Annotated in this window: 14 protein-coding genes; 2 read left to right on the top strand and 12 right to left on the bottom strand. The window is 64.9% G+C overall.

Annotated elements, in window-relative coordinates; translation table 11 throughout:
• Positions 1–24 precede the first annotated feature (24 nt).
• The gene (locus tag AB4068_RS07700) at positions 25–1,476 is read left to right on the top strand and encodes an HNH endonuclease (protein ID WP_441433079.1); all 1,452 of its coding nucleotides are present in this window, start codon (positions 25–27) and stop codon (positions 1,474–1,476) included.
• A gap of 74 nt (positions 1,477–1,550) precedes the next feature.
• Here the strand turns inward: AB4068_RS07700 and AB4068_RS07705 are convergent, their stop codons facing one another.
• From AB4068_RS07705 to AB4068_RS07755, 11 genes are all read right to left on the bottom strand, one after another.
• Positions 1,551–1,940: a hypothetical protein gene (locus AB4068_RS07705; RefSeq protein ID WP_441433080.1), complete on the bottom strand. Its 390-nt coding sequence runs from the start codon at positions 1,938–1,940 to the stop codon at positions 1,551–1,553.
• Positions 1,941–1,949: 9 nt separating this feature from the next.
• Positions 1,950–2,732 (bottom strand): permease prefix domain 1-containing protein, encoded by a 783-nt coding sequence (locus tag AB4068_RS07710; RefSeq protein ID WP_441433081.1) that lies wholly within the window; start codon positions 2,730–2,732, stop codon positions 1,950–1,952.
• Positions 2,729–3,052 (bottom strand): PadR family transcriptional regulator, encoded by a 324-nt coding sequence (locus AB4068_RS07715; RefSeq protein ID WP_441433082.1) that lies wholly within the window; start codon positions 3,050–3,052, stop codon positions 2,729–2,731. Before AB4068_RS07715 ends, AB4068_RS07710 begins: the two co-directional genes overlap by 4 nt.
• Positions 3,053–3,090: 38 nt before the next feature.
• The gene (locus AB4068_RS07720) at positions 3,091–3,870 is read right to left on the bottom strand and encodes an enoyl-CoA hydratase/isomerase family protein (RefSeq protein WP_284990023.1); all 780 of its coding nucleotides are present in this window, start codon (positions 3,868–3,870) and stop codon (positions 3,091–3,093) included.
• A gap of 11 nt (positions 3,871–3,881) precedes the next feature.
• On the bottom strand, positions 3,882–5,117 hold the full coding sequence (gene paaE, locus AB4068_RS07725) for a 1,2-phenylacetyl-CoA epoxidase subunit PaaE (RefSeq protein WP_441433083.1): 1,236 nt from the start codon (positions 5,115–5,117) through the stop codon (positions 3,882–3,884).
• Between the two features lie 10 nt (positions 5,118–5,127).
• Positions 5,128–5,682 carry a 1,2-phenylacetyl-CoA epoxidase subunit PaaD gene (paaD, locus tag AB4068_RS07730; RefSeq protein WP_059389572.1) on the bottom strand — a complete coding sequence of 185 codons (555 nt, stop codon included), beginning with the start codon at positions 5,680–5,682 and terminating at the stop codon, positions 5,128–5,130.
• A gap of 8 nt (positions 5,683–5,690) precedes the next feature.
• Positions 5,691–6,659, bottom strand: a complete 969-nt coding sequence (gene paaC, locus AB4068_RS07735; protein ID WP_441433084.1) for a 1,2-phenylacetyl-CoA epoxidase subunit PaaC — start codon at positions 6,657–6,659, stop codon at positions 5,691–5,693.
• Complete coding sequence (gene paaB, locus AB4068_RS07740) at positions 6,656–6,973, bottom strand: 1,2-phenylacetyl-CoA epoxidase subunit PaaB (RefSeq protein WP_284990026.1); 318 nt, start codon at positions 6,971–6,973, stop codon at positions 6,656–6,658. The genes paaC and paaB overlap by 4 nt, the downstream gene beginning before the upstream one ends.
• On the bottom strand, positions 6,970–7,965 hold the full coding sequence (gene paaA / locus AB4068_RS07745; protein ID WP_441433085.1) for a 1,2-phenylacetyl-CoA epoxidase subunit PaaA: 996 nt from the start codon (positions 7,963–7,965) through the stop codon (positions 6,970–6,972). Before paaA ends, paaB begins: the two co-directional genes overlap by 4 nt.
• 578 nt (positions 7,966–8,543) lie before the next feature.
• A complete protein-coding gene (locus AB4068_RS07750) occupies positions 8,544–8,936 on the bottom strand; it encodes a hypothetical protein (RefSeq protein ID WP_059389568.1) in 393 nt (130 codons plus the stop codon).
• A 241-nt stretch (positions 8,937–9,177) separates the two neighbouring features.
• The gene (locus tag AB4068_RS07755) at positions 9,178–10,722 is read right to left on the bottom strand and encodes a sensor histidine kinase (protein ID WP_253257456.1); all 1,545 of its coding nucleotides are present in this window, start codon (positions 10,720–10,722) and stop codon (positions 9,178–9,180) included.
• Between the two features lie 410 nt (positions 10,723–11,132).
• On the opposite strand from AB4068_RS07755, the gene AB4068_RS07760 reads away from it, so the two are divergent.
• Positions 11,133–12,014 carry a response regulator transcription factor gene (locus tag AB4068_RS07760; protein WP_441433086.1) on the top strand — a complete coding sequence of 294 codons (882 nt, stop codon included), beginning with the start codon at positions 11,133–11,135 and terminating at the stop codon, positions 12,012–12,014.
• An 11-nt stretch (positions 12,015–12,025) separates the two neighbouring features.
• Here the strand turns inward: AB4068_RS07760 and AB4068_RS07765 are convergent, their stop codons facing one another.
• The gene (locus tag AB4068_RS07765) at positions 12,026–12,481 is read right to left on the bottom strand and encodes an Hpt domain-containing protein (protein ID WP_284990031.1); all 456 of its coding nucleotides are present in this window, start codon (positions 12,479–12,481) and stop codon (positions 12,026–12,028) included.
• Between the last annotated feature and the right edge of the window lie 32 nt (positions 12,482–12,513).

The following is a 12,513-nucleotide window of genomic DNA, read 5'->3' on the forward strand; positions in this document are numbered from 1 at the left end:
GAAGGGATTCGGGGAACACAGCTGATGGAGACGGGCTCGCCAGTCGGCGGCGCGGCTCCATTGTCAGGTGCCTGGGTACGGGACGTGATCGATGCCCTGACCTCGTTCCGGCCAGCCCTCCCGAACGGCACGGTACCCGATGGCCGCGCCGAGCTGATCGACCAGTTGCGTGCCCTGGAGGATCTGAAGTCCGCGGCCGCCGCTGCGCAAGCCCGGATTGCCGTCTCCTTCGATGCGGCCCAGCGCAGCGCCGAGACGAACCTGGGCGTCCCCGCCGACGAGCGCGGCCGCGGCGTCGCAGCCCAGATTGCCTTGGCCCGGCGGGAATCCCCCGCCAAAGGATCCCGGTTGCTGGGCCTGGCGAAAGCCCTCGTGAGCGAAATGCCGCGCACCCTCGCCGCCCTGGACACCGGGCAGCTGAACGAATGGCGCGCCACCCTGTTGGTGAAGGAAACAGCCTGCCTGAGCGCCGAAGACCGCTGCGCGGTGGATGAGGAACTGGCCGCCGACACCGGGACCTTCGACGGCGCCGGAGACAAGACCATCATCTCCGCCGCACGGGCCGCCGCCTACCGGCGGGACCCCCGGTCGGTGACGCAACGCGCCAGCCACGCCGCGGCGGAGCGGCACGTGAGCTTGCGCCCGGCCCCGGACACCATGACCTACCTGACCGCCCTGCTTCCCGTCGCCCAGGGCGTGGCCGTGCACGCGGCCCTGTCCCGGCATGCAGACTCGCTCCGCTCCGGCGGAGACACCCGCAGCCGCGGGCAAATCATGGCCGATGCCCTGGTCGAACGCACCACCGGCACCCCCGGCGGGATCACCGGAGTGGCCATCCAACTCGTCATGACCGACCGGACCCTGTTCCAGGGCGACAGCGAACCCGCCCGGCTCCCCGGCTACGGCATCGTCCCCGCAGGTTGGGCAAGAACCCTTCTCAACGGCAGCAGCGGGAACACCAAACATGGCGCCGGTCCTGGCGAGTCTGAGGGCGGGCAAGAACTCAAGTTCTGGCTCCGGCGCCTCTTCACCGCTCCGGGAACCGGGGAACTTGTCGCCGTCGATTCCCGGTCCCGGCTTTTCCCGGCCGGGCTGCGGCGCTTCATCGAGGCCCGCGACGACACCTGCCGCACCCCTTCCTGCGACGCACCGATCCGGCACTTCGACCACATCATCCCCTGGCACGACGGCGGACCCACCACCCTGACCAACGGGGCGGGCCTGTGCGAAGCCTGCAACCACACCAAAGAACTCCCCGGCTGGACAGCACAAACCGGAGCAACAACACGCGCCGGGACACGGCACGTCCTCGGCATCCGCACCCCTACCGGACACCACTACCAATCAACAGCCCCGCCATTACCAGGCACCGGCCCACCCGACACCGCGCCGTCACATTCCAGACGCCGGCGCAAACTCCGCCACCAAGCCAAGGCGCGGAGATACGCCCATCTCACGCAACTCCAGGTCGCGTGACACTCCAGGACGCTTGAGCAACGCCAGCCAGCTTGAGCAACGCCACCGTTGGGTCCCGGCGTTCGGCGGCGTCCTCAAAGAGCCGCGGTCACCAGATGGGTGCGGAGATTGCTTTGCTGCCCTGCGTCCCCGGCTTCCGGGGTCCGGGTAAGCCGGCCAAAGTTTGCTGCGGGCTGTCCGGCCTGGACCACCACGGCGTTCCTCCATCCGCCGGCCCGGAAGAGTGCGCCGGGGGAATCCGTACAGAACGGTAGCGGGCGGCCGGCACGCCTGCGGGCGGCCACCAGTGGCGCCATGCCCTCAAGCGTCAAAAGCCCGGTGCCAAAGATATCCGCCAGGAAGGTGGACCGTCCCGCGGAGAGGGCTGCGGCGTCGTGGACCAGGGACTCGGCATCGGAGGCGGCAATCCACCGGCCCGTGCCTACAGCGGCTGCCCGTGCCCGGGCATCATCAAACCCCGCCACCGTGCGGCCTTAGGAACCCACGGGCTTCATGCGCATCCGGCGCAGGGCGGCTACCGCGAACACGACGGCGAGCGGCAAGGCGACGACGACGGCGCTCAGCCACGCGCCCGTACCTTGCCAGCCTTGGACGGCGGCGTTAAGGGCCAGGACGCCGGCCGCCGCGGCGGCGAGCAGGAAAGCCGCGGCCGCTAGCGACGGCGCGAGGCCTGCCGGGAGCGCGGCGTCGCGCGGCAGGAGCCGCCATACGAGCAGGAGGACAAGGCCCAGCACCCCGAGGACCACCCGATATTCGACCACCTCGCCCCAATGGTGCTCGGCAGCGGCCTGGGCACAGTCGAGGCCAGCGTAAGGTGCCTGCAGGACCGCGCATCTCGCGGCCGTGTAGGCGACGCCGGGGAGGTCGCCGGCTACGAAGCCCGCGCCCCAGATCCGGCCGAACAGCTCCGATACGACGCCGCTCACCCCGACGGCGATCGCGCCCACAGCCGCAAGGCCAACCAAGGGTCGCACGAACGCCCGCAACGGCAGCCGGGCAACATCTCCAAGTGACGGGCGCAGGACCGGCATCACGGTGCTGACCGGACCGAAGCGCTTGACGGCCTCGCGTTCGGCGTCCACCGGGTCCAAGCCCTGCCCACGGAGCCGGGCGGCGCATTCGCGCAAATGCGCCTCGGTTTCAGCGAGGAGCCTGCGAGCGGCAGCGGGATCGCCGTCGCGCGCAGCTACGAACAGCTCGTCGAGGTATGCGTCGATGGGCCCCTCTTCGGCCCCGGCGCCGTTCCCCGCGTTCACGATGCCGCTCCAAGAACGCCCCGCACCGCCGCCGAGAAGCCTTTCCACTCCTCCACCTTGCGTGAAAGCTCGGCCTGTCCGGCCCCGGTGAGCGCATAGACGCGACGGCGGCCGCCGTCGTCGTCCGCCCAGCGGCTCGCGACGCACCCCGCAGCCTCGAGCTTGTGCAGCGCAGGGTAGACCGAGCCCTCCTGAAGGTCAATCCGCGCGCCGCTGCGCTCGTGAATGCGCGCGATGAGCGCGTAGCCGTGCGCCTCGCCCGCTCCGAGCGAGCTGAGCAGCAGCAGGTCAAGTTGTCCGTTCACTGAACTTCGTCCCATACCTAGAGAGTCTAGGTATGGGACGCGATGCTGACAAGCTACCCCTTGAAGACCGGTGCCCGCTTCTCCTGGAACGCCCGGAAACCTTCGGCGTAATCCTCGGTCTTGCAGAGTCGCGCCTGTTCGTCGTTCTCTTCGGACATGGCGGCCCACAGGCCAAGGCGCTGATCGCGGATATGGGCCACGAGCTCCTTGCTGGCTGTGAACGCACCGGTGGCACCCGCCGCGACCCGCTCCACGATGATCCGCGTGGCCTCCAGCAAGGCGTCGTCCGGCATGACCCGGCTGAACATGCCCTGCGCCACGGCCTCGGCGCCGCTGATCAGGTCCGCGGTGTAGATGAGGTCCAAGGTCCGGTGCATGCCCAGGCGCTCGGTGAAGTACCAGTGCCCGCCCGAGTCCAGAGTGGCACCCAGTTTGGCGAACGGCGAACCGAACTTCGCGTTCTCCGCCACGTACACCACGTCGGTAGCGAGCAACAGGCCGAGCCCGACGCCGAGGCACGCGCCGTGCGCTGCCGCGAACGTCGGGGCGGGGAAGGCTGCCATCTTCTTGAGCAGCGGCTCCACGAGCCCGTTCAAGTACGCCTTCGCGTCGTCGCTCTCCGGCGTCACCCCTGCAATGTCGCGTCCCGCGCAAAAGGCGCGGCCCTCTCCGCGGAGGAGCAGCGCCCGCACCATCCCGCGGGAGGCGGCGGCAGCGGCGTCGTCGTACGCCCTATCCAGTTCCGCGAGCGCCGCCTCGTCCAGCGAGTTCAGCTTTTCAGGGGCATTGAGGACAATTTCGGCGATGCCGTTGGCGATGGAGAGCTCGATCATTCGTATATTCCTTAGACGTCGAAATCGACCGTGACGGATTCACTCGTGGGGTGGGACTGGCACGTCAGCACGTAGCCCTTGTCCAACTCATCCTGCTCCAAGGCGTAGTTCTCGTCCATGCTGACCGTCCCGGAGACCAGTTTGGCGCGGCACGTGCCGCACACGCCACCGGCACACGCGAACGGAACATCCGGGCGGACGCGCAAAGCGGCGTTGAGGATGGATTCCCGCGCGTGGGTGGGGCTGGCGACATCGCCCGTCAATCCATCCAGCTTGAAGGTGATCTTGAACGTGTCCTTCGACTCGTCCTCCACAACGGGCCGGCCGGCGTTGCCCTCTGGACGGTCCGGGCGGCCGGTGGTGAAGAGCTCAAAGCGGACGTGCTCGGGCTCCACGCCACGGGCAGCGAGGGTATCCCGGCACAGCTGGACCAGCTCGAACGGACCGCACAGGAACCATTCGTCCACATCCTGCGCATGGATGGCGGTGCCCAGYAGCTGCTGGAGCTTCTCGGCGTCGATACGTCCCGTCATGAGCGGGGCGATCCGCTGTTCGCGCGACAACACATGGTGCAGCGCCAATCGCGACGGGTACTTGTCCTTCAAGTCCGCCAACTCTTCGAGGAACATGACGTCCATGGCGGCCTTGTTGGCGTAGATCAGGTCGAAGCGCGTGCCCGGGTTCGCGGCCAGCAGCGTGCGGGCGATCGCGATCACCGGGGTGATGCCCGAGCCGGCGGCAATGGCCACGAAGGAACCGGCGTCGCCGAACTCCCCCGCCATGTTCTCCGGATTGTTCATCGAGTTCATGACATTCTGCTGGACAGTCTTGCCGTCCTTGCCATGCTTGGAAATGAACGCACCCATGGGGCTCATGACGTCCAGGGTGTCGCCGGCCTTGAGCTCCGCATTCGCCCACGTGGAGAAGATGCCGCCCAAGTCCTTCTTGATGGCCACGCGGATCTCGCTGCTCCCGTCCGGGAAGCTGCGCGGCTCTGCGCAGATGGAGTAGCTGCGGCGGACCTCGTGCGGCTCCCCGCTCTCGTCAGGAAGCGTGGTCCGCAGGGCCACGTACTGGCCGGGAAAGTAGTCATACTGGCCGGCGAGCTCAGCCGGGACATCGAACGTGACCTCGATGGCGTCGTCAGTCAGGCGGCGGACTTCCGAAACGCTGAGGGAATGAAAAGACGCACGACGGCGGCCGGTGGCCTGCGCTTGTTCGGCTGCGGTCTGGCGGACAACGGGCATGTCGGATTCCTTACAGGACTTTGAAGTAGTCGAACGGTTCCTTGCAGTCCTGGCAGACGAAGAGCGCCTTGCAGGACGTGGAACCAAAGCGGGTGAGTTCCTTGGTGTTCAGCGAAGAACACTGGGGGCATTTCACGGCGAGCTGGAGCCTTACCGGGCCTGAGTGGCCGCCGGCGGCCGCCCTGCCGCTCGGAGGGGCGATGCCGTATTCCTGCAGCTTGGCCTTGCCGTGCTCGGTCATCCAGTCCGTGGTCCATGCCGGGGCCAGGACGAGCTCGACGTAGACGCTCGGGTAGCCCTCTTTGTGGAACGCGGTCTTGAGGTCGTCGCGGATGGCGTCCATCGCGGGGCAGCCCGAGTAGGTCGGCGTAATGGTGACCTGGACCGCGGGGACCAGCCCGCCGTCGTCGAACAGTTGGACATTGCGGAGGATCCCCAAATCCTCAATGGTGAGGACGGGAATCTCGGGATCGCAGACCGTGGCGGCAATCCCCCAGGCCTTTTGCTCGGCGGTTTGCTGAGTCTTGACCTGCGCGGTCCTGGCGCTGGTGTCATGAACGAACATGTCCACCGTCACCAGCTTGCACCGGGATGTTCGCGGGCAAGCACCTGCATCTCGGCGAGCAGGTAGCCCAAGTGCTCGGAATGCTTACCTTGGCGGCCGCCACCTGAAGCCTGCGGAATGCGTTCGAGACCGAGTTCGCCCCCCGAAGCGGCATCGAGGCCGGCTTCGCCCAGGATCTCGCCCGTGAGCCGGTCGAAGTCCGCGCGGAGGCTGGAGGGCTGCACGCCTGCTCCGCTTTCCGCCAGGCGGGCCGTGAGCTCGTCGTCTTCGAAGAGTTCCTCCACGTACGGCCAGACGAGCTTGAAAGCCTGGACAATACGACGGCGGGATTCTTCCGTGCCGCCGGCAAGCCTGAGGACCCACTGGGCGCTGTGGTCGCGGTGGTAGTCGACCTCTTTGAGGGCCTTCGCCGCGATGGCTGCGATGGTTTTGTCGCTCGAGCCGGTTAGCCGTTTGTAGAGCTCGAACTGGTAGTAGCTCACGATGAACTGCCGGGCGATGGTGACGGCGAAGTCCCCGTTGGGCTGCTCGAACAGGTGCGCGGAACGGAACTCGTGCTCCCGGCGGAAGTACGCCAGATCGTCCTCGGACTTGTCCCACGCCGCTCCGGCGTAGGTGAGGAAGGAACGGGCGTGGCCGAGCTGGTCGAGCGCGATGTTGCCCAGGGCGACGTCTTCCTCGAGCTCGGGTGCGCGGGAGATCCAGTGACCCAGGCGCTGGGCCAGGATCAGGCCGTCGTCGCCGATGCGCAGGGCGTACTCCGCGACGTCTTCACTTGGCTTGACTTGTCCCTTGCGGATTTCGAGGGCGATGTCCTCCGGGCGCAGGGCGTTCCCGGGCGTGATGCGCGTGGCGCTTGCCGAACCGTCTCCGGAAGCACCCGCGCCTTTGACTCCGACGGAGATATCGCCGTGGCCCTCGATGGCGAAGTCTGGGTTGTTTTCGTTTGCGTTTGCGGGGTTTTCGGGGGCGGTCACAGGTGCTTCACGCCTTCGCTCTTGGTGTAATACGTCGCGTGGCGGTAGTCCTTGCCCTGCGGGGACTCGAAGAAGGAGCCCTTGGAATCCGGGTCGCTCGAGGAAATAGCATCGGCCGGAACCACCCAGATGGACACGCCTTCGTTGCGGCGCGTGTACAGATCGCGGGCGTTGCGCAGCGCCATCGCCGCGTCAGGAGCGTGCAAGGAGCCGGCGTGGACGTGGGACAGGCCGCGGCTGGAGCGGACGAAGACTTCCCAGAGGCTCCAGGGGGTCTCGTGGGGTTCGTTGGTCTCGTGGGCTGGCGTGGTCATGCTGCGTCTTCCTTTTCTGCTTGCTTGCGCGCGTATTCGGCGGCCGCTTCGCGGACCCAAGCGCCGTCGTCGTGCGCTTCGCGCCGGCGCTCAAGCCGCTGCGCGTTGCAGGGACCCTTCCCGGCGAGAACGTCTTTGAACTCGTTCCAGTCCAGGGGCCCGTGCTCCCATTTCTTGGTTTCGTCGTTGAAACGGATGTCCTTGTCCGGGAGCGTGAGGCCCAGGACCTTGACCTGCTCCACCATCATGCCGACGAAGCGGCTGCGGAGCTCATCGTTGCTGAACCGCTTGATGTTCCAGGCCATGGACTGCTTGGAGTTGGGGGAATCGTCGTCGGGCGGGCCGAACATCATCAGCGCCGGCGCGTACCAGCGGTTGACCGCGTCCTGGGCCATCGCCTTCTGGGCGGGCGTGCCGTTGGACAATTCAAGGAGGATCTCGAAACCCTGGCGCTGGTGGAASGACTCYTCCTTGCAGATGCGCACCATYGCGCGTCCGTAGGGTCCGTAGGAAGCACGGCACAGGGGAACCTGGTTGCAGATCGCGGCACCGTCCACCAACCAGCCGATCGCACCCATGTCCGCCCAGGAAATCGCGGGGTAGTTGAAGATGGACGAGTAGCGGGCCTTGCCGGCGATCAAGTCGCTGGTCATCTTGTCCCTGCTCTGGCCGAGGGTTTCCGCGGCCGAGTAGAGGTACAGCCCGTGGCCTGCCTCGTCCTGCACCTTGGCCATGAGGATGGCCTTGCGCTTGAGGCTCGGAGCCCTGGTGATCCAGTTGGCTTCCGGCTGCATGCCGATGATCTCCGAGTGCGCGTGCTGCGAGATCTGGCGGAGCAGGGTCTTGCGGTAGGCCTCCGGCATCCAGTCGCGGGGTTCGATGCGCGAATCCTCAGAGATGATGCGGTCAAAATACGCCTGACCGGCCCGTTCCCGCTCAAGCTCTTCGGGGGACAGCTCAGCGGGCACAGACTGCAGATTCTGCGATGCCATGGTTGCTCCTAAATATTTACCGACCGTTCGTTCAGAATATGCGGAAGGCGCGAGATGCGTCAAGCGTTGCATCACTACACGCAACAGGTGGAGCAGGCCGGGCGGGGCGGGGCGGGGCAACGGAACGCCCGCTCACATATACGCCCCTCTCCCCCGACGCCCGCTCACATATACGCCCCTCTCCCCCGACGCCCGCTCACATATATGGCCCTCTCCCCCGACGCCCGCTCACATATATGGCCCTCTCCCCCGACGCCCGCTCACATATATGGCCAAATGCGGCGACCCTCGTTCAGATCATCTGAGCGAGGGTCGCCGGAAAACACCCCAAAGGTGAGCGAGCGTCTGGGGTGAGCACGGCGCAAAGGCGGGACGACAGCGCAACGGGACTGCCGCCGTCGGGCACTAACGGACCTTTCCCGGCGTACCGACAGCGACGCTCGCTCAGATATATGGCCCTTTCCCCCCGACGCCCGCTCACGTATATGGCCAAATGCGGCGACCCTCGCTCAGATCATCTGAGCGAGGGTCGGCGGAAAACACCCCAAAGGTGAGCGAGCGTCGGGAGGGGTGGGCGCTTAGGCTGAGGCCGACGCCGGGATCAAGGCGGGTCGCGGTGTCAGTTGCTTCCGCGCCCAGCGGGCCAGCTTCTTGCCTTTGCCTTTCCACCAGCTGTCCTCGTCCTTGTCTTGGTGCCAGCGGAAGATGATCATCACAATCACGAAAACGCCCATTGCCACGTCGGCCCAATTCCATTGGATCGCCTTGGCCAGCACGCTGACGCCCATGACGAGAATCGACGGCACTGCCAGGGTCTTGAAGATGGTGTTGGCGACATAGCGCCGATGCGACCGTGGCACGGACATGGCACGGACCATGTCGAAACACACGCAAACCACCACCATTGCCTGGCCCAGGTCCATCAGAATGAGCCCGGGCAGCGAACCGGCGAACATGGAAGCGGATTCCATCCCCGCGCTCAACGGACTGCCCCCGTCACCATGGGACGCGGAAAGGACACAACAGGACTGCAGGAAACACACATACGGATAACCCCCAGAGACCAGGAACTGCATTGAGACCAACTGGGTTCCAGTCAATCTGGCGGCTCCGGGGCCGGTCACGAGTAGTGGGTACTCTACTTTGCGCGGCTGACTACTTGCCGCCGCGTGCAGTTACCCGGTCCGGGAACGGACCCACTACAGTCCCGGCCTAATACAGTGCGGGCGCGCCGGCCTGTGACGGTTCCTGGGGTTGGCCAGCCGGCAGCGCCACTGTGAAGGTGCTTCCACTACCGGGTTCGCTGCTGCAGGAGATGCTGCCTCCATGTCGTTCCACGATGGACTTGGTAATGGACAGCCCGAGGCCGACGCCGGGTATCGCGGCTTGACGGGCAGCATTTGTCCTGAAGAACCGGGTAAAAATCCTGGCCGACTCGTCGGTGGTCATGCCCATTCCCGTGTCCTTCACTTCGAGCTGGACCCAACCGTCGTTCCGCTCGGCCCTGATGGTCACGAGTCCGCCACCGGGTGAATACTTGATCGCGTTGGATACCAGATTGTCCAAGGCCTGGCCCAGCCTCAAGGGGTCGGCGTTCGCCCACAGGGGTGCCGGAACGTCAGCGACGAGTCCCACGTGCGCGGCGTCGGCCTGCGCCCGAGCAGAAACCAGGCTGTTTTCGACCAACCCTGCCAAATCCGTGCGCCGCAGGTGCACGCTCTCTACTGCCGCGGCTGACGAGAGCAGGTCCTCCACCAAGGCCCGGAGCCGCTCGGCATTCCGCTCCGCAACTTCCAAGCCAAGCCTTGTTGCTGGTTGGAGCTCCTGGTCGCCGCGGAGCACAAGATCGATGTTGCCCAGGATCGATGTCAGCGGCGAACCGAATTCGTGCGAAACGTTAGCAACCAGTTCGTCCTTGGCGGCAAGGGCATCGACAACATCCGTCACATCCTTGAAAACGATCACCGCACCACCAAACCCGTCGTCGAGCTCGCTTTTCATACCCCGCGCGGCGGTTGAGATGGCCCGTTGGCCGGTACCGGCGCCAAACCACAGCAGATAGTCGGAATATGTTTCCCCTTGAACGGCCCTCCGAACAGGGCCCTTTTCAAGTGGGACTGGCGTCCGCCGGTCCTGGCCGAAAACCAGCCAGTCTTGTTCCCCGGGTCCCCGCGAGCCTTCCGCGGGCATTGCCATCTTTATGAATGCATTTTGTTGGTTGTTGATCAGGAGTGTTTCGCCCTTCGAATCGACGGCGACAATTCCGACGTCGATCGTGTCCAGGATTGTCTTGAGCAGCGTTTCCCGCTCCCTGCTCGCGGCCAACAATTGCCGCAGGGCCTGATCCCGCTGGCTTACCCGCCGTTGCTGCAGACGGGCATTTGAGCCGGCCAGACGAATGGAGACTGCCATTGCAAACATCATGAGGGGCAAAAGCAGTACTGAAGAAATGTCTGACGACGTCGGACGGGGCATGTGCGAAATGACCGGCGGAATCGCGATGAGGAAAGGACCCACAAAGCTGAGGATCAGGCTTGTCCTGGAAAGCATGCCCGAGGCAGACAACCAGATCACGGGAAAGATAGCCAACGTGATGAGGCCCGGTACCGCGCTGAAGGCGCCGTTTCGAGTGAACCACAGGGCAACAAAATCCAAAATAGGGATTGCCAGGCCCGCGCTTGGCGACAATCTCTCCCAAGGAACCAGCAGACAGCCCAGGAACAGGATGCCGTGGAGGACGACTCCGGTGACGAACAACCAATTTTGGATTAAGCCTGGCCAAAGGGTTGGGGCTGCGATCGCCAAGCCCGCGATGATAAGCGTTAGCGGCAATTCACAGACAGCCAGGCGGGCGCGAGGCGTGAGTTTCCTGAAGAAACGGGCGGCCGCGCGGAAAAATGGCTGCTCACTCAAAGTCGAGACCCTTCGTTGGAGATTCGCGAACCAATTACTGCTCCACGCGATTCCCGAAGGAACCGCACAGAGCCCACTATTCCCCCCAAGGAACCACAATACGACGCCCCGAACGATCCAACTGGAAGTTCGGAGCAGCGCTTAATCCACATATTAGATGCCAGATGGCTTCAATGCTTGTATCGTGAGTATTTGGGTGGCATTTACCGCATTGCGCTGGGCTGTGCGGCGATGTGCACCCACAAGGATGTCCAATGAGCGAGCCTGGGGTAGCTGTAGTCATTGAGGATGACGAAGATGTACGAAATCTGGTTGACGCCATCCTCAAAGAAGCTGGATTTGTGGTGCATTCTGCCGCCACCGGACGCGAAGGGGTGGAGGTCGTACGGGACCACCACGCCTCGGTGGTGACACTCGACGTCGGGCTTCCGGATATGGACGGCCACGAGGTCCTGCGTCGGATTCGGCAATTCAGCGACGCATATGTCGTGATGCTGACGGCCAGGCGCGACGAGCCGGACACGTTGACGGCATTCCTGACCGGCGCGGACGACTACGTCAAGAAACCGTTCTTGCCCCGTGAATTGAGGGCCAGAGTCACCGCCATGATGCGGCGGCCTCGCGCGGAGGGCAGGCTTGCGGAGGGCAGGCTTGCGTTGCCGGAGGAAGGTCGCGTGGGTTACGTGCCCGGTTCGGCCCTGGGTCCCGACGGCGGTTCGGGCTTGGGTCCCGACGGCGGTGCGGCCGGCGGCGGTGGTTCGGCCGGCGGCGGTGGTTCGGCCGGGACCGGAGGGCCCGACGGAGCGGTGATCAAGCACAACGGCTTGGCCCTGAACTACAAGTCACGCATGGTGACGCTTCAAGGTTCGGTCCTGACTCTGACGCGAAGCGAGTTCGATCTTCTCTATGACCTGCTTCGGGCCAAGGGCGAGGTGCGGACGCGCGCTGACCTTGTGAGGGCGGCCCGCGGAGACTACTACGACGACGATGCGTACATCAGCGACGCCGACGAACGGGCTGTTGAGACCCACATCGGCAACCTCCGCCGAAAGCTCCGTGAAGATCCACAATCGCCGCGATTTCTACAGACCGTCCGGGGAGTCGGGTATCGCCTGACACCGAAAAGGTCAGATTGAGCCGGCGAAGGTCAATCGTTCCGGAGTACGTAGCTGTCCTTTAGTTCCTGGACCGTCAGATGCCCGCATTCCGCAACTTCCTTGAGGAGGGGCCGAGCCTCCCGCAATTCACTTTTTCGAATGCGTTCCTCCAGTTGCGCTGCAAGCACCGCGAGGCGAACACCGCCAACCATAATTGACGAGGTTCGGAGGCTTAGGACCGCGTTCAGGGCCGCGGCCACGTCGCCGCGCTCGACGGCGGTGGCCAGGATTTCGTATCGCTTAACCCAGAGTTTTGCGAAGTCGCCGGCAAACGTGCGTGCGATCAGCGGATTGTCCACTTGGTCTTCCAGGAGTTGGAATTCCGCGAGATCCAGTATGGGATGTTCGGCCAGCGGGACGATGGGCAGCCCAGTAGAGTCGTCGACTGAGCCGGGATGGCTCGGATCTGAATCCTCGTTGACCTCGCTGGAACCTGAACTGAACATAGCCCAATGCTACTTTCTGAATTTCCGGAAAA

Source organism: Arthrobacter sp. 2RAF22 (assembly GCF_052115325.1).
Classification (GTDB): domain Bacteria; phylum Actinomycetota; class Actinomycetes; order Actinomycetales; family Micrococcaceae; genus Arthrobacter.

Coding starts and splice junctions, on each gene's coding strand:
- AB4068_RS07720 (WP_284990023.1), bottom strand. CDS start 3,870: ATGATCGAGCTCTCCATCGCCAACGGCATCGCCGAAATTGTCCTCAAT.
- AB4068_RS07700 (WP_441433079.1), top strand. CDS start 25: ATGGAGACGGGCTCGCCAGTCGGCGGCGCGGCTCCATTGTCAGGTGCC.
- paaD (WP_059389572.1), bottom strand. CDS start 5,682: ATGTTCGTTCATGACACCAGCGCCAGGACCGCGCAGGTCAAGACTCAG.
- AB4068_RS07750 (WP_059389568.1), bottom strand. CDS start 8,936: ATGGAATCCGCTTCCATGTTCGCCGGTTCGCTGCCCGGGCTCATTCTG.
- AB4068_RS07715 (WP_441433082.1), bottom strand. CDS start 3,052: ATGGGACGAAGTTCAGTGAACGGACAACTTGACCTGCTGCTGCTCAGC.
- AB4068_RS07760 (WP_441433086.1), top strand. CDS start 11,133: ATGAGCGAGCCTGGGGTAGCTGTAGTCATTGAGGATGACGAAGATGTA.
- paaB (WP_284990026.1), bottom strand. CDS start 6,973: ATGACCACGCCAGCCCACGAGACCAACGAACCCCACGAGACCCCCTGG.
- AB4068_RS07765 (WP_284990031.1), bottom strand. CDS start 12,481: ATGTTCAGTTCAGGTTCCAGCGAGGTCAACGAGGATTCAGATCCGAGC.